The sequence below is a fragment of the Nocardioides sp. J9 genome (assembly GCF_007829375.1).
Lineage (GTDB): Bacteria > Actinomycetota > Actinomycetes > Propionibacteriales > Nocardioidaceae > Nocardioides.
The window spans coordinates 1-20,415 of the sequence record NZ_VLJQ01000063.1; the positions used below are offsets into that span (position 1 = coordinate 1).

The 20,415-nt window shown below is 72.1% G+C and carries 21 protein-coding genes and 1 pseudogene; 12 read left to right on the plus strand and 10 right to left on the minus strand.

The genetic code is table 11. The annotated features are described in order from the left end of the window. The first annotated feature begins 171 nt into the window (after nucleotides 1-171). From hsaA to L615_RS08525, 5 genes are all read left to right on the plus strand, one after another. Nucleotides 172-1,359, plus strand: a complete 1,188-nt coding sequence (gene hsaA, locus L615_RS08505) for a 3-hydroxy-9,10-secoandrosta-1,3,5(10)-triene-9,17-dione monooxygenase oxygenase subunit (RefSeq protein ID WP_145724787.1) — start codon at nucleotides 172-174, stop codon at nucleotides 1,357-1,359. A gap of 1 nt (nucleotide 1,360) precedes the next feature. After that, a complete protein-coding gene (hsaD, locus tag L615_RS08510) occupies nucleotides 1,361-2,263 on the plus strand; it encodes a 4,5:9,10-diseco-3-hydroxy-5,9,17-trioxoandrosta-1(10),2-diene-4-oate hydrolase (RefSeq protein WP_028654134.1) in 903 nt (300 codons plus the stop codon). After that, on the plus strand, nucleotides 2,263-3,159 hold the full coding sequence (gene hsaC, locus L615_RS08515) for an iron-dependent extradiol dioxygenase HsaC (protein WP_145724788.1): 897 nt from the start codon (nucleotides 2,263-2,265) through the stop codon (nucleotides 3,157-3,159). The genes hsaD and hsaC overlap by 1 nt, the downstream gene beginning before the upstream one ends. A 22-nt stretch (nucleotides 3,160-3,181) precedes the next feature. Further along, on the plus strand, nucleotides 3,182-3,829 hold the full coding sequence (locus tag L615_RS08520; protein ID WP_232221651.1) for a flavin reductase family protein: 648 nt from the start codon (nucleotides 3,182-3,184) through the stop codon (nucleotides 3,827-3,829). A 61-nt stretch (nucleotides 3,830-3,890) separates the two neighbouring features. Further along, on the plus strand, nucleotides 3,891-5,258 hold the full coding sequence (locus L615_RS08525) for a serine protease (protein ID WP_145724789.1): 1,368 nt from the start codon (nucleotides 3,891-3,893) through the stop codon (nucleotides 5,256-5,258). An 11-nt stretch (nucleotides 5,259-5,269) separates the two neighbouring features. Here L615_RS08525 and L615_RS08530 read toward each other — a convergent pair whose 3' ends face one another. From L615_RS08530 to L615_RS08545, 5 genes and pseudogenes are all read right to left on the minus strand, one after another. After that, nucleotides 5,270-6,262 carry an acyl-CoA dehydrogenase family protein gene (locus tag L615_RS08530; protein WP_145724790.1) on the minus strand — a complete coding sequence of 331 codons (993 nt, stop codon included), beginning with the start codon at nucleotides 6,260-6,262 and terminating at the stop codon, nucleotides 5,270-5,272. Next, on the minus strand, nucleotides 6,262-7,164 hold the full coding sequence (locus tag L615_RS08535; protein ID WP_145724791.1) for an acyl-CoA dehydrogenase family protein: 903 nt from the start codon (nucleotides 7,162-7,164) through the stop codon (nucleotides 6,262-6,264). Before L615_RS08535 ends, L615_RS08530 begins: the two co-directional genes overlap by 1 nt. Further along, nucleotides 7,161-7,610: an acyl-CoA dehydrogenase family protein gene (locus L615_RS24120; protein WP_315897779.1), complete on the minus strand. Its 450-nt coding sequence runs from the start codon at nucleotides 7,608-7,610 to the stop codon at nucleotides 7,161-7,163. The genes L615_RS08535 and L615_RS24120 overlap by 4 nt, the downstream gene beginning before the upstream one ends. 104 nt (nucleotides 7,611-7,714) lie before the next feature. Next, nucleotides 7,715-8,242: pseudogene (locus tag L615_RS24125) on the minus strand (acyl-CoA dehydrogenase family protein); the annotation flags it as partial. A 69-nt stretch (nucleotides 8,243-8,311) separates the two neighbouring features. Beyond that, complete coding sequence (locus L615_RS08545; RefSeq protein WP_145724792.1) at nucleotides 8,312-9,829, minus strand: FadD3 family acyl-CoA ligase; 1,518 nt, start codon at nucleotides 9,827-9,829, stop codon at nucleotides 8,312-8,314. Between the two features lie 41 nt (nucleotides 9,830-9,870). Here L615_RS08545 and L615_RS08550 point away from each other — a divergent pair, with 41 nt between their 5' ends. Genes L615_RS08550 through L615_RS08565 form a run of 4 tightly spaced genes read left to right on the plus strand, consistent with a single transcriptional unit; the run spans nucleotide 9,871 to nucleotide 13,645 of the window. Further along, a complete protein-coding gene (locus tag L615_RS08550; protein ID WP_145724793.1) occupies nucleotides 9,871-11,076 on the plus strand; it encodes an acyl-CoA dehydrogenase family protein in 1,206 nt (401 codons plus the stop codon). Then, the gene (locus tag L615_RS08555; RefSeq protein ID WP_028654126.1) at nucleotides 11,076-11,879 is read left to right on the plus strand and encodes an SDR family oxidoreductase; all 804 of its coding nucleotides are present in this window, start codon (nucleotides 11,076-11,078) and stop codon (nucleotides 11,877-11,879) included. The genes L615_RS08550 and L615_RS08555 overlap by 1 nt, the downstream gene beginning before the upstream one ends. Next, nucleotides 11,857-12,486 (plus strand): TetR/AcrR family transcriptional regulator, encoded by a 630-nt coding sequence (locus tag L615_RS08560; RefSeq protein WP_028654125.1) that lies wholly within the window; start codon nucleotides 11,857-11,859, stop codon nucleotides 12,484-12,486. The genes L615_RS08555 and L615_RS08560 overlap by 23 nt, the downstream gene beginning before the upstream one ends. Continuing rightward, nucleotides 12,479-13,645 carry an acetyl-CoA C-acetyltransferase gene (locus tag L615_RS08565; RefSeq protein WP_145724794.1) on the plus strand — a complete coding sequence of 389 codons (1,167 nt, stop codon included), beginning with the start codon at nucleotides 12,479-12,481 and terminating at the stop codon, nucleotides 13,643-13,645. Before L615_RS08560 ends, L615_RS08565 begins: the two co-directional genes overlap by 8 nt. A 54-nt stretch (nucleotides 13,646-13,699) precedes the next feature. Here the strand turns inward: L615_RS08565 and L615_RS08570 are convergent, their stop codons facing one another. Next, nucleotides 13,700-14,050, minus strand: a complete 351-nt coding sequence (locus tag L615_RS08570) for a hypothetical protein (protein ID WP_145724795.1) — start codon at nucleotides 14,048-14,050, stop codon at nucleotides 13,700-13,702. 54 nt (nucleotides 14,051-14,104) lie between these two features. Between L615_RS08570 and L615_RS08575 the strand changes: the two genes are divergently transcribed. Continuing rightward, nucleotides 14,105-15,100, plus strand: a complete 996-nt coding sequence (locus L615_RS08575) for a GNAT family N-acetyltransferase (RefSeq protein ID WP_186449784.1) — start codon at nucleotides 14,105-14,107, stop codon at nucleotides 15,098-15,100. Between the two features lie 21 nt (nucleotides 15,101-15,121). On the opposite strand, the gene L615_RS08580 is transcribed toward L615_RS08575, so the two are convergent. The 4 genes from L615_RS08580 to L615_RS08595 are packed head-to-tail and all read right to left on the minus strand — an operon-like array spanning nucleotide 15,122 to nucleotide 18,628. Further along, nucleotides 15,122-16,189, minus strand: coding sequence for a nitronate monooxygenase family protein (locus L615_RS08580; RefSeq protein WP_028654121.1), 1,068 nt, complete (start codon nucleotides 16,187-16,189; stop codon nucleotides 15,122-15,124). Then, complete coding sequence (locus L615_RS08585; protein WP_145724797.1) at nucleotides 16,186-16,962, minus strand: CoA-transferase subunit beta; 777 nt, start codon at nucleotides 16,960-16,962, stop codon at nucleotides 16,186-16,188. The genes L615_RS08580 and L615_RS08585 overlap by 4 nt, the downstream gene beginning before the upstream one ends. Further along, the gene (locus tag L615_RS08590; protein WP_028654119.1) at nucleotides 16,959-17,858 is read right to left on the minus strand and encodes a CoA transferase subunit A; all 900 of its coding nucleotides are present in this window, start codon (nucleotides 17,856-17,858) and stop codon (nucleotides 16,959-16,961) included. The genes L615_RS08585 and L615_RS08590 overlap by 4 nt, the downstream gene beginning before the upstream one ends. Then, nucleotides 17,855-18,628, minus strand: a complete 774-nt coding sequence (locus L615_RS08595; RefSeq protein ID WP_028654118.1) for an enoyl-CoA hydratase family protein — start codon at nucleotides 18,626-18,628, stop codon at nucleotides 17,855-17,857. Before L615_RS08595 ends, L615_RS08590 begins: the two co-directional genes overlap by 4 nt. A gap of 41 nt (nucleotides 18,629-18,669) precedes the next feature. On the opposite strand from L615_RS08595, the gene L615_RS08600 reads away from it, so the two are divergent. Together L615_RS08600 and L615_RS08605 are read left to right on the plus strand one after the other, a co-directional pair. Continuing rightward, nucleotides 18,670-19,452: an SDR family oxidoreductase gene (locus L615_RS08600; protein ID WP_145724798.1), complete on the plus strand. Its 783-nt coding sequence runs from the start codon at nucleotides 18,670-18,672 to the stop codon at nucleotides 19,450-19,452. Then, nucleotides 19,449-20,327 carry an SDR family oxidoreductase gene (locus L615_RS08605; protein ID WP_145724799.1) on the plus strand — a complete coding sequence of 293 codons (879 nt, stop codon included), beginning with the start codon at nucleotides 19,449-19,451 and terminating at the stop codon, nucleotides 20,325-20,327. The genes L615_RS08600 and L615_RS08605 overlap by 4 nt, the downstream gene beginning before the upstream one ends. Nucleotides 20,328-20,415 lie beyond the last annotated feature (88 nt).

Genomic DNA, 20,415 nt, shown 5'->3' on the forward strand with positions numbered 1-20,415 from the left:
CAGCCGCTCGCTCCTGGTCCGGCGCGGGGTCCACGCCGGTGCCGGTGGTTCGCGCACACGGTGAGGCTCGCCGGCCGACCCGGCAACGCGCCCGATGGGAGTGCCACGTGGACCAAAACGAGAACGTGTTCTAGTATCTGTTCTATTCGGATCCCTCCACTAGGAGCGCACATGCACCACGACTTCTCTCCCGAGGTCACCGCCGTCCTCGACGGCGTCCGCGACCTGCTCCCGACGTTCCGTGACCGGGCAGAGGAGGGCGACCGCCTCCGGGTCATCCCGGACGCTTCGATCAAGGAGCTCGAGGAGACCGGGTTCTTCCGGCTGCTGCAGCCCCAGCGGTACGGCGGCCTCGAGGCCGACCCGGTCGCCTTCTACACCGCCGTCCGCGACATCGCGTCGGCCGACGGCTCGACCGGCTGGGTCGCCAGCGTGGTCGGCGTCCACCCCTGGCAGGTGGCGCTCTTCGACGACAAGGCCCAGCAGGCCGTGTGGGGCGCCGACCAGAGCGTGCGCCTGTCGTCGTCGTACGCGCCGACCGGCAAGGCGGTCGTGACCGAGGGTGGTTTCAAGCTCTCCGGCAAGTGGAGCTTCTCCTCCGGCAGCGACCACTGCTCGTGGGTGCTGCTCGGCGGCCTCGTGTTCAACGAGGAGGGCCAGGTCGTCGACTTCCGCACCTTCATGGTCCCGCGGGAGAAGTACCAGGTCGTCGACGTGTGGAACGTGGTCGGCCTGCGCGGCACCGGCTCCAACGACATCGTCGTGGAGGAGACCTTCATCCCCGAGGAGTTCACGCTCTCGATGGGGGAGACCGGCCAGTGCAAGGGCCCCGGCCAGGCGGTCAACACCAGCGACCTCTACAAGCTGCCGTTCCACTCGATCTTCACCTCGACGATCGCCACGCCGATCATCGGCATGGCCAAGGGTGCGTACGCCGAGCACGTCGAGATGCAGCAGAAGCGCGTCCGCGCGGCGTACCTCGGCGAGAAGGCGTCGCTCGACCCGTTCGCCGCCGTCCGCATCGCGCGTGCCTCGTCGGAGGTCGACGCGGCCTGGGCGCTGCTGATGAGCAACATCCGCGAGGAGCAGGCCCACGTCGCCCGCGGCGAGCAGGTCCCGCTCGAGCTGCGCCTGCGCGTGCGTCGCGACCAGGTGCTCGGCACCGCCCGGGCGATCGAGGCGATCGACGCGCTCTTCGAGGCGTCTGGTGGTCGCGCGCTCGCCGAGGGCACCTACCTCCAGCGCGCCTGGCGCGACTCGCACGCCGGTCGCGTCCACGCCGCCAACGACCCCGAGCGTGCGCTGCAGATGTACGGCGCCCAGCAGTTCGGGCACAAGGTCGACCCGGGGATGTACTGAGGTGAGCGGATCCAGCACGGACTACTCCAAGGAAGCGACCCGTCGCTCCGCGAAGGCGGGCGACATCACGCTGAACTACTACGAGGCCGGTCCTGAGGGCGGCTCGCAGGTCGGCGGTGGCCTGCCGTTCGTGATGCTGCACGGCGGCGGCCCCGGCGCGTCGGCGTGGAGCAACTTCGGCTCCGCGCTGCCGAAGTTCGCGCAGAGCTTCCGCACCCTGCTCGTCGACCAGCCCGGCTTCGGGCAGTCCGACAAGCCCGAGGTGAAGGCCAACTACTTCCGCCACTCGGCGGAGTACGTCGTCAAGCTGCTGGACGAGCTGCAGGTCGAGCGGGTCCACCTGCTCGGCAACTCCCTCGGCGGCGGTACGGCGATGCGGCTGGCCCTCGAGCATCCCGACCGCGTCGGCCGGCTGGTGCTCATGGGCCCGGGCGGGCTGTCGGTCAACCTGTTCCACGCCGACCCGACCGAGGGCGTGCAGCGGCTGATGGACTTCAGCATGAACCCCAGCCGCGAGGCGCTGCGGGCGTTCATCTCGACGATGGTCGTCAACCAGGCACTCGTCACCGACGAGCTCGTAGAGGAGCGCTTCGCCGACGCCACCGCCCCGGGCTCGCTGGAGGCGATGCGGTCCATGGGCGCGTCGTTCTGGAACCCGGAGTGGGCCGAGGACGGCATGCTCTGGCGCGAGGCGCACCGTCTGCGCAAGCACACCCTGCTCACCTGGGGGCGCGAGGACCGAGTCAACCCGCTCGACGGCGCGCTCGTCGCCCTCAAGCAGATCCCGAAGGCCCAGCTGCACGTCTTCCCGAACTGCGGCCACTGGGCCCAGATCGAGGCCGCGGACGAGTTCGCCGAGATCTGCACGGCCTTCCTGGCCCGACACGTGGAGAGGAGCCGCTGATGACCATCGACATCAAGTCCATGGGCTACATCCGGGTGGCGAGCACCGACCTGGACGCCTGGCAGAAGTTCGCCGGCAAGGTCCTCGGCCTCGCCGAGGGCCGCGGGCCCAACCCCGACCACCAGTACTGGCGCGTCGACGAGGTCTCCGCCCGCGTGGTGGTCTTCCCCTCCGACGTCGACCAGCTCGACTGCACCGGCTGGGAGGTCGCCGACCACCAGGCGCTGCAGGCCGCGCGCGAGCACCTGCAGAAGGCAGGTGTGGAGTTCGAGGAGGGCACCCCCGAGGAGCTCGCCGAGCGCCGGGTCCAGGAGCTGGTCCGCTTCCGCGACCCGTGGGACAACGTCTTCGAGCTCTACCACGGCATCACCTACGAGTCCCGACCCGTCGTGACGCCGTACGCCGCGAAGTTCGTCACCGGCGACCAGGGCCTCGGCCACATCGTGGTCCCTGTCCTCGACGACGTCGAGGCGCTGCGGTTCTACACCGAGGTGCTCGGCTTCCGCCTGCGCGACTCGATGAGCATGCCCGGGGAGTTCGTCGGCAAGGAGCCGGGGTCGAAGGTCTGGCTGCGCTTCCTCGGGGTCAACCCGCGCCACCACTCGCTGGCGTTCCTGCCGATGCCGAACCCCAGCAAGTGCGTGCACGTGATGTTCGAGGTCGACAAGCTCGACGACGTGGGTCGTGCGCTGGAGCGCGTGCGCAAGCACGGCGCGCCGCTGTCGGCGACCCTGGGCCGCCACATGAACGACGAGATGATCTCGTTCTACGTGAAGTCCCCGGGTGGCTTCGACGTGGAGTTCGGCACCGACGGCATGACGGTCGACGACAGCAAGTGGGTGGCGCGCGAGTCCACCGCGGTCTCGTACTGGGGCCACGTCTTCGGCGGTCAGTGAGGTCAGGACTACCGTGGGCACCGTGGCAGAGAACCAGGACGCGATCCCCGAGGGCATCAGCCCCGACGCCCGCGAGACCTGGCCCCACCCCGAGCTGATCCAGTCCTGGCTCGGCGACGCGGACATCGACTTCGAGCTGCGTCCCGGCGAGGAGGTCGCCGTCCACGACGACCCGGAGGCGCAGGCTGCGGCCCGCCGCTTCCGCGACGTCCTCGGCTGCTTCGCCAGCGGGATCACCGTCGTCACCACCATGAGTGGCGACGAGCCCGTGGGGATGACCTGCCAGTCGTTCTCCAGCGTCTCGCTGGACCCGCCGCTGATCACGTTCATCCCCGCCCGCAGCTCGCGGGCCTGGCCGCTGATCCAGCGCTCGGGACGGTTCTGCGTCAACATCCTCGCCGCGGACCAGGAGCACGTCTCGGGGCAGATGGCGACCAAGGGTGCCGACAAGTTCGCCGGCATCGACTGGACCCCGGCCGCGGTGACGGGCTCGCCGGTGATCGCCGGCACGCTGGCCCACCTCGACTGCACGGTCCACGCCGTCTACGAGGGCGGCGACCACTTCATCGTGGTCGGCAAGGTGGAGCACCTCGAGCAGCACGAGCCGGACGCCGCAGTCACCGAGCCGCTGCTCTACTTCAAGGGCCGTTACCGGACCACTGACTCCTGACCGCCCGGCCGCGGTAGCGTGCCGTCAGTCGGTTGTCCGTCGGGCTACATGGGGGGTCGTCATGACGAGGACACGCACGCGCTGGCTGGCGGCACTGTCCGGGGCCCTGCTGGTGCTCCCCGTCGGGCTGGTCGGGCCGCGCGCTGCCGCGACCGATCCCGGCGTACCCACCCCGGGGCCCGGCACCGCGGAGGTCGCCACCGCTGCTGACGCCGGTGCCGTCCGCTCCTACTGGACACCCCGTCGCATGGAGGCTGCCGTCCCGCTCGACCTCGACCAGGACGGCGACCCGATCCCGGCGGACGACCGCTCCGGCGGCCGCGTGGCAGCACCGCGCTCCACCACGCTGGCCACCCCGCGCACCGCCGGCAAGCTGTTCTTCACCACCGCCTCCGGCGACGCGGTGTGCTCGGCCGCCTCGGTGAACACCCCCGAGAAGAACGTCGTCATCACCGCCGGCCACTGCGTCAACACCGGCGGCCAGCGCGTCCTCCTCGGCGGCTGCACGGCCGGCAGGTACTTCTCGAACTTCCTCTTCGTCCCGCGCTACGACCGCGGCCGGGCGCCCTTCGGGTCGTGGGTCGGCACCCACGTCGTCACCCACCCCGAGTGGGTCAACCGCTGCGACGACTACGCCCACGACCAGGCACTGCTCGTCGTCGCCCCGCGCAACGGCCGCCGCCTCGTCGACGTGGTCGGCGGGAACGGCCTGGCGATGGGCTTCCCGGTCCAGCAGCGGGACCTGGTCGTGTGGGGGTGGCCCGCACGGTCGCCGTACGACGGCGAGACGGCCCGCCGGTGCGCGGGACGCACGACCGCGCTCGACCCCACCGGCGACGCCTTCCTCCAGTGCCCGATGAACGAGGGCGCGAGCGGGGGACCGTGGTTCGTCGGCATGGTCAACAAGAACGTCGGCTACATCTGGGCGGTGACCTCGCGGCGGACGGTGAACCGCACGCCGGCCTACCTCGTCGCGACGCCCCTGGACGCCTCGGTCCGCGACCTCCTCAGCACCGCGCGCGCCGCCCGGCCGGTCGCCGTGCGGACGAACGCCGGCACGTCCGGGCCGGTCCTGACGCCGCGCGCGGGCGCCGTGCGCCGCCCCGCGCTGCGCAAGCAGCGCACCCTGGTGGGCCGTGGTCAGCCGATCCGGCTGCGTGCCCGTGGCCCGGCGCGCACCGCCCTGGTCCTCGAGGTGCGCCACTCGCCGAAGAAGCGGTGGGTCAAGGTCGCCACGCTGCGCACCGACGCCTCGGGGGTGGCGCGGTGGGACCGCCGCGCCGTCCGCACGGGCGACCGGTGGTACCGGGTGCGGATCAAGCAGCGGGCGAGCCTGCCGGCGCGGGTCCGGGTCGCCAGCTGCCCGCTGCCGCACCAGCGCGCCAGTGCTGTCCTGCGGGCCACCTCCTGCACGAAGCCGTCGGCCTGACGTCGGCGACCTCAGAGGGTGACGGCCGCCCGGTGCCGCTCGGGGGAGCCGAAGAGGTGCCCCAGGGCGTGGGCGCGCTTGAAGACCAGGTGGGCGTCGTGCTCCCAGGTGATCGCGATGCCGCCGTGCAGCTGCACGCACTCGCTCGCCGCGAGCCGTGCCGTCTCGATCGCGTACGACGCCGCGGCGTGCACCTGGAAGGCGGCCTCGTCGGCGTCGACGGCCTCGTCCGCGAGCGCGTACGACGCCGCCCAGCTCGCCGACCGGGCGAGCTCGGTGCGGGCGAACACGTCGGCCATCCGGTGCTTGAGCGCCTGGAACGAGCCGATCGGGCGGCCGAACTGGACGCGCTCCTTGCTGTAGTCGACCGTCATCCGCAGGGCCCGGTCGGTCAGGCCCACGGCGAGTGCCGCGACAGAGGCCGCGCCGACGAGCTCGGCGCGCCGCGCTGCGGAGGTGCCGTCGCCGAGCGGCTGGGTGCTGGCCGCGGTCATGTCGAGGCGGGCCAGGCGCAGGCTCTGGTCCATGGTCTCGGTCCAGGTCGCCGTGGCGCCCTCGACCTCGACGAGCTCGTCGCCGAAGACAGCCAGCACGATGTCGGCCCGGTCCCCGTCGAGAACGGGCGCGGCGCCGAGCGCGAGCGTGGCCACCTCGCCGGCCGCGATGCGGGGGAGCAGGCGCTGCTTCGCGTCCTCGGTGCCGCCGGCCAGCAGCGCCTGGGTCGCCACGGTGGTCGCGAGCAGCGGTGACGGCGCAAGGCTGCGGCCGAGCTCCTCGAGCACGACCGCGGTCTCGAAGAAGGTCGCCCCCACACCGTCGTGCTCCTCGGGCACGGCGAGGGCCGCGACGCCGATCTGCTCGCACAGCGTGGCCCACAGGGCCTCGTCGTGGCCGCTGGGCGACGTCGACGCCGCCCGGACGGCCGCGGAGTCGGCCCGCTTCTCGAGCAGGCTGCGGACGGTGGCGGCGAGCTCGGACTGCTCGTCGCTGAGCGCGAACTCCATCACGGCCTCCCGGTGAGCGACTCGAGGATGCGGGCGCGGTGGTCGGCCGTCGTGCCCCACGCGGAGACCAGGGCGCGGACCTTGGTGATCCACACGCTCAGGTCGAACTCCTGCGTGTAGCCGATGGCGCCGTGCACCTGCAGGCCCGTGCGCGTGGCGAGGTAGGCCGCGTCGCTGCACGCCACCTTCGCCGCCGACACCGCGCGCGGGGTCGGCTCGAGGGCCGCGCCGAGGACCAGTGGGCGCGCGAAGTCCAGCGCGATCCGCACGTCGGCGAGCTTGTGCTTGATCGCCTGGTAGGAGCCGATCTCGCGGCCGAACTGCCGGCGCTGCTTGGCGTAGGCGACCGAGTCGGCGAGCACGCGCTCGCCCGCGCCCAGCAGCTGGGCGGCGGTGGCGAGCACCGCGAGGTCGTACGCCGCGTCGAGGTCGCCGTGCTCGACGGCCTCGCCGGGGGCGGCCGTGAACAGCCGGCGGGTCCGGTCGACCGAGACCTGCCGGTCGCCGGCCGTGGCGGTGCGGAGCGCCCCGTCGGCGACGACGTAGACCTCGTCGGCGACGTCGGCGTCGAGGGCGAGCGGCACCCGCGGCGGGACCGCGACGGTGGCGACGCCCTCGACCTCGCGGCCGAGCGCCACGGGCAGGTAGGCCGCGGCCTCCACCCACGGACCGGGCACCGCGTGGCGCCCGAGCGCCTCGAAGGCGACGCACAGCTCGACGGGGGTGGCCTCGGTCGCCAGCATGGTCAGGCCCTGCTCGGCCAGCCGCTGCCACAGCTTCAGGCCGGGGTCGTGGTCGCCCTCGGCCCAGACGCGGGCGGCAGCAACGGTGTCAGCAGCGGAGAGCAGCGCGTCGAGGGACGCGGCGAAGTCCCGCTGGTCGGTGGTGAGCTCGAACCTCACTTCTGGGCCCCCTTCGGTTCACGGGGGAGTCCGAGGATCCGCTCCGCGACGATGTTGCGCTGGATCTCGTTGGTGCCGGCGTAGATCGGGCCGGAGAGCGAGAAGGTGTAGCCGTCGAGCCAGCGCGACTCCAGCTCGGCCTCCGGGCCGAGCAGGTCGAGCGCCGTCTCGTGCAGGGCGACGTCGAGCTCGCTCCACCAGACCTTGTTGACCGAGCCCGAGGCACCGACGTCACCGCCGTCCTTGAGCTTCGTGACGGTGCCCCACGTGTAGAGGCGGTAGGCCTCGGCGCGCAGCCAGGCGTCGACCACCCGGTCGGCGACGCGCGGGTCGGGCCGCTCGTCGTACAGCGCGAGGAGGCGGTCGGCGGCGGCCGTGAAGCGACCGGGGGGGGGGAGCGGGAGGGGCCCCTCTGTGGCCGGGGGGGCCTCGTGGCGACCCGCCAGCCGTCGCCGGGAGCGCCCAGCACGTCGGCGTCGGGGACGAAGACGTCGTCGAAGAAGCCCTCCGCGAAGCCGGCCTCACCGTCGAGCTGCGCGATGGGGCGCACGGTGACGCCGTCCGCGTCGAGCGGGAACAGGAAGTAGGTGAGCCCGGCGTGCTTCTGCGCCTCGGGGTCGCTGCGGAACAGCCCGAATCCCCAGTGCGCCAGGGCGGCGCGCGAGCACCAGATCTTCTGCCCGTTGAGCACCCAGCCGCCGCGCGCCTCGTCGCGGCGCGCGGTGGACTTCAGCGAGGCGAGGTCGGACCCGGCCTCCGGCTCGCTCCAGCACTGGGCCCAGACCCGCTCGCCGGTCGCCATCGACGGCAGGAAGCGGTCCTGCTGCTCCTTCGTGCCGTGCTCGAAGATGATCGGCGCCAGCAGGAAGATGCCGTTCTGGCCCACGCGCAGCGGCGCGCCGGCGCGGTAGTACTCCTCCTCGAAGATCACCCACTCGACGAGCGACGCGCCGCGGCCGTGGTACTCCTCCGGCCAGGACACGACCGACCAGCGGGCGGCCGACAGCCTCGCCTCCCACTCGCGGTGCAGCTCGAAGCCCTCGGGCGTGTCGAGGGAGGGCAGCGGCTCGGCCGGCACGTTCTCCCCCCAGCCAGGCCCGGGCCTCGGCCTGGAAGGCCAGCTCGGAGTCGGACAGCTCCAGATCCATCAGTTCTCCTCGGTTCCTGAGGTGCGAGCCTGCGAGCCTCGAAGGGCGGTCTTGAGCACCTTGCCGGAGAGGTTCCGGGGGAGTGCGTCCACGTGCTCCACGAAGCGGGGCACCTTGAAGTTGGCGAGGCGCTCGCGCGCGAACGCGACGACCTCCTCGGCGGAGGCGGTGCCGACGACGTACGCCTTGCCGACCTCGCCCATCCGCTCGTCGGGGACGCCGACCACGGCGACGTCGTCGACGCCGTCCAGGCGCATCAGCGCCTGCTCGACCTCGGCGGGGTAGACGTTGAAGCCGCCCGAGATGTACATGTCCTTGAGCCGGTCGGTGATCCGCAGGTTGCCGGCCTCGTCCATGACACCGACGTCGCCGGTGTGCAGCCAGCCGTCGGCGTCGATCGCCTCGGCCGTGGCCGCGGGGTCGTCGAGGTAGCCGAGCATCACGAACTCGCCGCGGACCAGCAGCTCGCCGGGCTCGCCGGGCGTCGTGGCGTCGATGCGGGTCTCCATGCCCGGGATCGCACGGCCGCAGGTGGTCGCCACGAGCTCGGCGTCGTCGCCGTCCCGCGCCATCGTGACCACGACGGCCTCGGTCATGCCGAACGCGGTGACGACCTGGTCGATGCCCAGGCCCTCGGGGGCGGCCTGCCGCATCCGCTCGATGAGCACGACGGGTACGACGGCGGCGCCGGTCACCGCGAGGCTCGACAGGTCCCGCTCCTCGCGGCCCGGCGCGGTCAGCAGGGACTGGTAGATCGCCGGCGCACCGGGGAGCACGCTGATCCGCTCGGTCTCGATCAGCTCCATCGTGCGGTCGAGGTCGAAGGTCGCCAGCGGGTAGAGCGTGGCGCCGGTCGTCAGGCCGGTCACGATGCCGACCTTGTAGCCGAAGGAGTGGAAGAACGGGTTCACCACCAGGTAGCGGTCCGCTGCGGTGACGCCGCCGAGCTCGCCCCACGCGCGGGCGACCCCGACGGTCTGCCGGTGGGCGCTCATCGCGCCCTTGGGGCGGCCGGTGGTGCCGGAGGTGAACAGGATGTCGGCGACGTCGTCGGGACCGACCGCGTCGGCCACGGCGTCGATGTCGCCGGGCTCGGTCATCACCTCGGCGAGGGCGGCGATGTCGACGACCTCGCGGACCTTCGGCAGGTCGGACGCGCTGCGCAGCTCCTCGACCTGGTGCCGGCCGAGGAAGCCGTCGGCCACCACGACGAGCGTCGCGCCGGAGCGGTCGACGATGTCGGCGGCCTCGTGGCCGGTGTAGCGCGAGTTGAGCGGGACCAGCGTGCCGCCGGCGTAGGAGACCGCGAGCGCGGCGACGACCCAGTCCACGCTGTTCGGCGCCCAGACCGCGGCGCGCTCAGCGGGGGAGAAGCCCCGTGCGCGGTAGCCCGCGGCGGTGCGGCGGACGAGGTCGAGGAGCGCGGCGAACGAGACCACGCGGTCGCCGTCGACGTAGGCCGGCCGGTCGCCGTGCTCCTGCGCGGCGGCGCGCAGGACGGCGGGAATCGTCTGCATGAGGATCACCCTACCAAGCATTTGCTTGGTATGGTGCTCCTGTGAACCTGACCGAGAGCGCCGAGGACCGCGCCTTCCGCGAGGAGGTGCGCACCTGGCTGGCCGAGCACCTCTCCGGCGAGTGGGCCGCGCTGCGCGGCCTGGGTGGTCCCGGCCGCGAGCACGAGGCCCACGAGGAGCGCCTGGCCTGGAACCGGCACCTCGCCGAGCACGGCTGGACCGCTGTCGGCTGGCCCGAGGAGTACGGCGGCCGCGGGCTCTCGCTGTGGCAGCAGGTCATCTTCCACGAGGAGTACGCCCGCGCCGACGCGCCGGCGGGCGTCAACCACCTCGGCGAGCAGCTGCTCGGCCCGACGCTGATCGCGTTCGGCACCGAGGAGCAGCGCCAGCGCTTCCTGCCCGAGATCGTCGCCGTCCGCGAGCTGTGGGCGCAGGGCTACTCCGAGCCGAACGCCGGCTCCGACCTGGCCAACGTGCAGACCCGGGCCCGCCTCGACGAGGCCACCGGCGAGTGGGTCATCGACGGGCAGAAGGTGTGGACCTCGTTGGCCCACCTGTCCGACTGGTGCTTCGTGGTCGCCCGCACCGAGCCGGGCTCGACCCGCCACCAGGGCCTGTCCTTCCTGCTCGTTCCGCTGCGCCAGGACGGCGTCGAGGTGCGCCCGATCGAGCAGCTGACCAGCGGCTCGGAGTTCAACGAGGTCTTCTTCACCGGGGCCCGCACGGCCGGCGACCTGGTCGTGGGGGAGCCCGGCAACGGCTGGGGCGTCGCGATGGGACTGCTCGGCTTCGAGCGCGGTGTGTCCACGCTCGGCCAGACCGTGGGCTTCGCCCGCGAGCTCGAGACCGTCGTCGCCCGCGCGAGGCAGAACGGCTCGATCGACGAGCCCGTCATCCGCGACCGGCTCGCCCGGCTGAAGACCGAGCTGTCGGTGATCCGCAGCTTCGCCCTGCGCTCGCTCGCCCTGGTCGAGGGCGGGCAGGACTCCGCGGCCGGCAACGGCGCGGGCTCGATCTTCAAGCTGGCGTGGGCCAACTGGCACCGCACCCTCGGCGAGGTGGCGATGGACGTCGCGGGCGCCGAGGGCCTGCTCGCCCGCCCGACCGGCGGCTACGACCTCGACGACCACCAGCGCCTCTTCCTCTTCTCGCGCGCCGACACGATCTACGGCGGCAGCGACGAGGTCCAGAAGAACATCCTCGCCGAGCGCGTGCTCGGCCTTCCGCGTGAACCGAAGGGATCCTGATGACCGCCATGCGACCCGAGCAGCCCCTGCCCGACTACGTCCCGGGGCACGACCTGCTCGCCGGCAAGGTGGTCGTGGTCACGGCTGCGGCCGGTGCCGGCATCGGGGCAGCCGTCGTGCGCCGGGCCCTCGAGGAGGGCGCGAAGGCGGTCGTCTTCAGCGACACCCACGAGCGCCGGCTCAAGGAGGCCGAGGAGGCGCTGGCGGCCGAGTTCGGCGCCGAGCGGGTGCGCCAGCGCGTCTGCAACGTCACCGTGGAGGAGGACATCCAGGCCCTGCTCGACGCCGCGGACGAGCTCGGCGGCGTCGACGTGATGATCAACAACGCCGGCCTTGGTGGCACCGACTCGATCCTCGAGGTCACCGACGAGACCTGGAACCGGGTCATCGACATCACCCTCACCGGCACGATGCGCGCGACCCGCGCGGTGGGCCAGCGGTTCGTCGCTGCCGGAAAGAAGGGCGTCATCGTCAACAACGCCTCCGTCATCGGCTGGCGCGCCCAGGAGGGCCAGGCCCACTACGCCGCGGCGAAGGCCGGGGTGATGGCGCTGACCCGCTGCTCGGCGCTCGACCTCGCCCCGCACGGCATCCGCGTCAACGCGGTCTCGCCGAGCCTGGCGATGCACCCCTTCCTCGAGAAGGTCACCTCGCCCGAGCTCCTCGTCGAGCTCAAGCAGCGAGAGGCGTTCGGGCGCGCCGCCGCGCCGTGGGAGGTTGCCAACGTGATGGTGTTCCTCGCGAGCGACTACTCGTCGTACCTGACCGGTGAGGTGATCAGTGTCAGCAGCCAGCACGCCTGACGGCAACGGAGGCAAGCGGAGCCGTCGCGAGCAGCTGCTCGCGATCGCGGCCGAGCTCTTCGCCGAGAAGGGCTTCCGCAACACGACGGTGCGCGACATCGCCGACGCCGCCGGCATCCTCTCCGGCAGCCTCTACCACCACTTCGACTCCAAGGAGTCGATCGTCGACGAGCTGCTGGTGCCCTTCCAGGAGGAGCTCTTCGGCAAGTACGACGAGATCCTGGCCAGCTCCGACGACGCCCGCACCAAGCTCGAGCGGGCGGTGCGGGTCTCCTTCGAGGCGATCGACCAGCACCCGCACGAGGTCGCGATCTTCCAGAACGACTCCGACCACCTGCTCGCCTTCGAGCGGTTCTCCTACCTCGCCGACCGCAACGCCCAGTCGCGCCAGGTGTGGCTGAGCCTGCTCGAGGAGGGCGTGCGGACCGGCGCGCTGCGTGCCGACCTCGACGTCACCCTGACCTACCGCTTCATCCGCGACACCGTGTGGGTCGCCGTGCGGTGGTACCGACCCGGCGGCGGGCTGAGCCACACCGACGTCGCCGACCAGTACGTGCGCATCCTGCTCGACGGGATCGCCATCGAAGAAGGGAACTCCCATGGCTGAGGCCTACATCGTCGACGCCGTCCGCACCGCGGTCGGCAAGCGGGGCGGCGCGCTCTCCGGCGTCCACTCCGCCGACCTCGCCGCGCACACGCTGTCGGCCCTCGTCGAGCGCACCGGCGTCGACGCCGGCGCCGTCGACGACGTCATCCTCGGCTGCTGCGACACCATCGGCTCGCAGGCCGGCGATGTCGCGCGGACCGCGTGGCTGGTCGCGGGCCTGCCGGACCACGTGCCCGGCGTGACCATCGACCGCCAGTGCGGCTCGTCGCAGCAGGCGGTCCACTTCGCCGCGCAGGGCGTGCTGTCGGGCACCCAGGACCTCGTCGTCGCCGGTGGCGTGCAGAACATGAGCGCGATCCCGATCTCGGCGGCCATGCTGGTCGGCCAGCAGTACGGCTTCACGACCCCGTTCGCCGAGTCGCCCGGGTGGCTCAAGCGGTACGGCGACCAGGAGGTCAGCCAGTTCCGCTCCGCCGAGATGATCGCGGAGAAGTGGGACATCACCCGCGAGGAGATGGAGCAGTTCGCCCTCGCCTCGCACGAGCGCGCCCGCGCCGCGATCGCCGAGGGCCGCTTCGCCAACGAGATCGTCCCGTTCACCCTCGAGGACGGCACCGTCGTCGACACCGACCAGTGCCCGCGGGAGACCTCGCTGGAGAAGATGGCCGGCCTCGAGCCGCTCGCGCCCGGCGGCCGGATCACCGCGGCCGTCGCCTCGCAGATCTGCGACGCGTCCTCGGCGATGCTCATCGCCTCCGAGCAGGCCGTGAAGGACCACGGGCTCACCCCGCGGGCCCGCATCGTGCACCTCTCCGTGCGTGGCGACGACCCGGTCTGGATGCTCACCGGTCCGATCGGCGCGACCAAGCACGCCGTCGAGAAGTCCGGCATCGCGATCGACGGCATCGACCTCTTCGAGTGCAACGAGGCCTTCGCCTCGGTTGCCCTGGCGTGGATGAAGGAGACCGGCGCCCCGCACGAGAAGGTCAACGTCAACGGCGGCGGCATCGCCCTGGGCCACCCGATCGGCGCCACCGGCACCCGGCTGATGACCACGATGCTCAACGAGCTCGAGCGCACCGGCGGCCGCTACGGCCTCCAGACCATGTGCGAGGGCGGCGGCCAGGCCAACGTCACCATCATCGAGCGCCTGGGCTGAGCGGGCCGGCACCGGGCCGGGACCGGCCCCGTCCCCGAGCTCAGGGGGCGGGCCTCAGAGCACCGTCCACCAGATGCCGACGATGCCGGGCAGCAGCCCGAGGAGCAGCCACGGCGACTTCCACGAGCGGTGGTTGATCAGCAGGGCCGCGGCGATGCCGCCCACCATGAACGCGGTGGCGATCACGTTGAGCCCGATCCGGGCGTCGGTGCGATCGACTGCGACGTGGTCAGCAGCGATCACGAACCCGACGGCGAGGTGCAGGATCGTCGTCAGGACCAGGACGGTCATGACGCGGCGCTGCACCCGCTGCAGGCGCTCGAGGTCCTGCGGGTCCGGCGCCTTCCGGGGCGCGTTCGGGTCCATGAGGTGGCGCCGACGCGGAAGGGACTGCTGCTGGTTCACGACCCAAGGATATCCAGTGGCACCGGACGCTCCGACCGGCGCATGCTGGCGCCCATGGACATCGACCCGATCAAGCCCGACGACGCGGCCTCCCTCGAGGAGTGGGCCGCGCTCGTCAACGCGGTCGCTGACGCCGACGCACCCTGGGAGCACCCCACCACCGCCGAGGACGGGGCACGCCAGTTCACCTGGGGCTGGGACGGCGAGCCCGCCGTCCCCTTCCTCGGCATGGTCGACGGCCGGGCCGTGGCGTGGGGGTCCATCGCCACCAGCGACTACGACAACTTCGACATGGCCTACTTCCGGTTCGACGTGCACCCCGACCATCGTCGCCAGGGCCACGGCTCCGCGATGCTCGCCCACCTCGTCGACGAGGCCCGGGCGCGCAACCGGACCAACCTGATCACCGACGCCTGGGAGTCGCCCGCCGCGGACGCCTTTGCGGTCCACCACGGTTTCGAGCGCAAGCTGGCCTCGATCAACCGGCGCCAGCACCTCGCCGAGGTGGACTGGTCCGAGCTCGACCGCAGGTACGACGAGGCCCTGCCGCACGCCGCCGGGTACGTCCTGGAGCGTTGGCCGGTGCCGACACCCGCGGAGCGGCTCGACGACCTCGCCCGGATGGCCTCCGCCATCAACGACGCCCCGCTCGACGACCTCGACTACGAGGACGAGGTGTTCACCGGCGCCCGGATGCGCGCCTACGAGGAGAACCGCGTGGGCCGGCACGAGCGGCTCTACCGCGTGGTCGCCCGGCACGCCCCGAGCGGCGAGCTGGCCGGCCAGACCGTCGTCGCGGTCGAGGCCGACCACCCGACCCGCGGGCACCAGCACGACACCTCGGTCGTGCGGGCGCACCGCGGCCGCCGGCTCGGCCTGCTGCTGAAGACCGACATGCTGCGCTGGCTGGCCGAGGCGGAGCCGGTCCTCGAGACGGTCGACACCTGGAACGCGGAGTCCAACGACCACATGATCGGCGTCAACGAGGTGCTCGGCTACCGCGTCCTCGGCCGCGAGTGGGCCTACCAGCGCTCGCTCGCGGCCGACTGAGGCGCGGCCGGGCGGCCGGGGTCAGACGACGTACGACGACGCGCGGCGCAGCTCCTGCGCCGCCTGCTCGACGATCCGGTCGATGAGCTCCTCGCAACTGGGCAGGTCGTCGATCACGCCGACGACCTGGCCGCTGGCGAGCACGCCCGCCGACGTGTCGCCCTCGACGAGGCCGGCCCGCAGCATGGTCGGCGTGTTGGCGGCGAGCGCCATCTGCCCGAGCGTGCGGCCCTGCGTCTTCTTCATCGCCCGGCCGTCCCTGAGCAGCTGCGTCCACGACATCCCGGAGGTCTTCTTGAACTCCAGGGTGCGGCGCGCCGTCGGGCCCAGGCGGCGCACGGCCGAGGTCTCCTCCAGCGACTCGACCAGGGGGGTGCGCAGCATCCGGTGCGGCATGCCGTCGACCTTGGCGGTGACGACGGTGTCGTTGAGGCCTCGCTCCAGGTAGAGCTGCTTGACCGCGTCCGGCACCGCGGAGTCGCGGGTGAGCAGGAAGCGGGTGCCCATGCCGACGCCGGCGGCGCCGTACGACAGGGCGGCGGCGAGGCCGCGACCGTCGAAGAAGCCACCGGCGGCGATCACCGGGATGTCGACTGCGTCGAGCACCGTCGGCAGCAGCAGCGTGGTCGGGATCGCGCCGGTGTGGCCACCGCCCTCGCCGCCCTGGACCATCACCGCGTCGGCGCCCCAGGAGGCGACCTTCTTCGCGTGCTTGGCCGCGCCGATCGACGGCATCACGACGATGTCGTGCTCCTTGAGCTTCGCGATCAGCTCCGGCTTGGGGGCGAGCGCGAAGGAGGCGACCTTGACGTCGTGGTCGATCAGCAGCTGGCAGCGGTCGGCCGCGTCGCCGGCGTCGGCGCGCAGGTTGACGCCGAACGGCTTGTCGGTGCGCGACTTGACCTCGACGATCGCCTTCTCGAGCTCGTCGAAGGTCATCGTGGCCGACGCCAGGATCCCGAGCCCGCCGGCGTTGGCGGTGCCGGAGACCAGTCGCGGCCCGGAGACCCAGCCCATCCCGGTCTGCACGACCGGGTGCGGCACGCCGACGAGGTCGGTGAACGGCGTACGGAGCTGCTGCTCGATCACCTCGCCGCCTCCGGCTGGGGCACTTCCCGGAACCGCATGCCCTTGGGGTCGAGCATCTCGCGGATGATCACGAGCTCCTCGTAGGTCGGCTCCCGGGTCGTCGGCACGTCCGCGGGCACGTCGAGGGTGAAGCCAGTGGCCTCGACGACCTCCTCGACCGTGACCCCGGGGTGCACCGAGAGCAGGCGCACGGTGTCGTCGGGGCCGTTGACGTCGAGGACGGCGAGGTTGGTGACGATGCGGTGGATGTCGTTGAACCGCGACGCGGCGACGCCGGCCTCCTTCGCGCGCCTCGGGCCGACGCCGGAGACGATGTCGACCTGCTCGACGAAGACGCGGGCGGAGTGCTTGGTCACCCAGTACGACGTGCGGTTGTTGACCGTGTTGCCGGGCGCGCCGCGCGAGCCGAGGAGCTGTCGCTTCGGCTGGGCGAAGTCGCCGATCGCCGAGATGTTCTGGTTGCCGTGGCGGTCCACCTGGGTGGCGCCCATCATCACGTGGCGCTTGCCGTAGGCGACGACGTCGAAGACGCGGCGGAACGGGATCCAGCCCTCGACCACGTCGGCCTTGGCGAACAGCGGCGGCACGCCGGCCAGGAAGAGCGACTCGCCGTCGGAGATGACGAGGTCGGGGTTGGTGGTCAGCTTCGCCAGGCGCACGCCGAGCATCGGCAACAGGCCCATCGGGCTGGCGAAGATCTCGCCGTCGTCCTTGAACGCGTCGGCGATCGCGGCGGCGCAGACGTCCGCGCGGGTGAAGTCGTTGTCGCTCACTTGCTGCTCCTGCTCTCCTCGGCGAACGCACGGACGGCGGCCTGGTAGGCCTCCTCGTCCCCGGACAGGAAGCGCTCCTCGAACGCCGCCCAGTCCTCGTCGGACCCGCCGGCCGCGGCGGCATAGGCCTTCTGGAAGCGCTCGTCGCGCTCGTAGTCGGGCACGCAGCTCGTGAAGTGCGCACCGTTGGGGGTCTCCACGACGCCGGTGACCATCATCCGGTTGAGCAGCAGCCGCTGGACCGGGGTGTCGACGGTGAGGCCGGCGGTGTCCACGACCTTCTCGACCGAGACGTAGGTGCGGTCGGCCGCCATCGCGAACAGGTCGTCGAAGTAGGGGTCCGGGCCGAGGTAGGTCGCGTTGCCGTGCACGTCGGCGCGGTTGAGGTGGACGAGCGCCACGTCGAGCCTCAGCGCCGGCACGGCGACGAGCTCCTCGTGACCGTGCCCCTCGTCGTACGGGCTGGTGACGGTCCTGATCCACGGGTTGTTGACCATCACGTCGGAGCCGAGGCCCGCGCGCATCGGGAGGAACGGCAGACGCTCGGCGGCGGCCTTGAGGCCGGTCTGGAACATGCCCTCGTCGAGCTCGACGACCTCGGGGATCTCCTTGCCCTGACGGGCGCGCTGGAAGTTCGGCTCCAGCGGGATCGAGTCCAGGCTGACGAAGGCGTAGACCAGCTTGCGGATCTTGCCGGCCCGGGCGAGCAGGCCGACGTCGGCACCGCCCCAGCTGACGATGGTCAGGTCCTTGAGGTCGGAGCGCAGGATCGCGCGGACCAGGGCCATCGGCTTGCGCCGCGGTCCCCACCCGCCGATGCCGATGGTCATCCCGTCCTCGAGCGAGGCCACGACCTCGTCGACGGACATCTGCTTGTCGCGGGGCTTGCGACTCACCTCGTGCCTCCCTTGGTGGTGCTGGCCTTGTCGGTGCCGGCGAACTCGTCGCGCAGCTCGTCGCTGACGCCCATGAGGTTCAGCTCGAAGGTGAACCCCTGCTCCCAGCGGTAGGACTTGTTGACGTCGATCGGGTCGATGCCGTTGAGCGCCTCCTTGGCGGCACGGATGACCCGGGTGTCCTTGGCGGCGATGTCGCGGGCGACGCGCAGCGCGGCCTCGTCGAGCTCCTCGCGCGGGACGACCTCGAGGACCGACCCGAACTGCACCAGCGCGGACGCCGGGATGGTGCGGGCGGTGAAGTAGAGGGTGCGCATCATGTGCTGCGGCACGAGCCGGGCCATGTGGGTGGCCGCGCCGAGCGCGCCCTGGTTGACCTCCGGGACGCCGAAGTAGGCGTCGTCGCTGGCGACCACGCAGTCGGCGTTGCCGACCAGGCCCACCCCGCCGCCGACGCAGAAGCCGTTGACGGCCGCGATGACCGGGACGGCGCACTCGTAGACCGCGCGGAACGCCGCAAAGCAGCCCTTGTTGGCGCCGATCAGGGCGTCGAAGCCGGTGGTGTTCTGCATCTCCTTGATGTCGACGCCGGCGTTGAAGCCCTTGCCCTCGGCCCGCAGCACGACGACCTTCGTCGCCATGTCGGCGCCGGCCTCGTCGAGGGCGGCGGCCACGTCGAACCAGCCCTGCACGGTGAGGGCGTTGACCGGGGGAGCGCTCATCGTGACGACGCGGATGCCGTCGTCGCGGAGCTCGCTGGTGATGGGCATGAGCGCACCCTACCAAGCATTTGCTTGGTATGGTGCTCGGCATGGCTCTCTCCCTGGACCTGGCCGGGCGCGTCGCGCTGGTCACCGGCGGCGCCCGCGGCATCGGCCGTGGCATCACCGAGGTGCTGCTCGCCGCCGGTGCCGAGGTCGTCACCTGCGGCCGCTCCGAGGCGGACCCGCCCGCCGGCGCCACCCACCGGCTCTGCGACGTGCGCGACCCCGAGTCGGTCGACGCCCTCGTCGCGGGGATCGTGGCCGACCACGGCCACCTCGACGTCGTGGTCAACAACGCCGGGGGAGCGCCCTTCGCGCCCGCCGCGACCGCGTCACCGCGCTTCCACGACAAGATCGTGTCCCTCAACCTGATGTCCTCGCTGCTCGTCAGCCAGGCCGCCAACCGGGTCATGCAGGACCAGCCCGGCGGCGGCTCGATCGTCAACATCTCCTCGATCTCGGCCACCCGGCCCTCGCCGGGCACCGCCGCCTACGGCGCCGCCAAGGCGGGAGTCGACTCGCTGTCCACCTCGCTCGCCCAGGAGTGGGGTCCGAGGGTCCGGGTCAACGCCGTCGACGTCGGCCTCGTGCGGACCGCCGACACCGCCGACCACTACGGCGGCGACGAGACCGTCGCCGCGATCGAGTCCACCATCCCGGCCGGCCGCATGGCCGACGTCGCCGAGATCGGACAGGTCGTCGCGTTCCTCGCGAGCGACCTGTCGTCGTACGTCTCGGGGGCGCGGGTCGCCTGCCACGGCGGCGGCGAGCAGCCCGTCTTCCTCCACATCGCCCAGCAGGGCCAGGACAGTCAAGGAGAGTCCCAGTGACCAAGCTTCTCGAAGGCCGCACCGCCATCGTCACCGGCGCCGGCCGCGGCATCGGCCGTGCCCACGCGCTGGAGCTCGCGCGCCACGGCGCCAAGGTGGTCGTCAACGACTACGGCGTCTCGCTGGCGGGGGAGAAGGAGGACTCGCCCGCGCACGCCGTCGTCGCCGAGATCGGGGCCATGGGCGGCGAGGCCGTCGTCAACGGCGCCGACGTCGCCGACTTCGCGGCCGCCGAGGCGATGGTCCAGCAGGCCATCGACACCTTCGGCGGGCTCGACATCCTGATCAACAACGCCGGCTTCGTCCGCGACCGGATGCTGGTCAACACCTCCGAGGAGGAGTGGGACGCCGTCATCCGCGTCCACCTCAAGGGCCACTTCGCCCCGCTGCGCCACGCCGGAGCCTGGTGGCGCGCCGAGGCCAAGGCCGGCCGCCAGCGCGCCGCCCGCGTCATCAACACCTCCTCGGGCGCCGGCCTCCAGGGCTCGGTCGGCCAGGCGACGTACTCCGCCGCCAAGGCCGGCATCGCCGGCCTCACCCTCGTCGCCGCCCAGGAGATGGGCCGCTACGGCGTCACCGTCAACGCCATCGCCCCCGTCGCCAGGACCCGGATGACCGAGGGCGCCTTCGACACCTCCGCCATGGCCCTGCCCGAGGACAACTCCCCGGTCGTCGCGTGGCTCGCCAGCGAGGAGGCCGGCGACGTCACCGGCCGCGTCATCGAGATCGACGGCTCCGTCATCACCGTCGAGAACGGCTGGCGCCACGGCCCCTCCCGCGACGCCGGCGCCCGCTGGGACGCCGAGAAGGTCGGGCCGGCGCTGAGGGAGATGCTGGCCGAGGCGCCGGTGCCGGAGCCGGTGTACGGGGCGTGAGGCGGCGACAGTTTCGCCGGTCGACCGGCGAAACTGTCTCTTGACCGATGAAGTTTCGTCGGTCAAGCGTGAGATTCGTCGGTCAAGT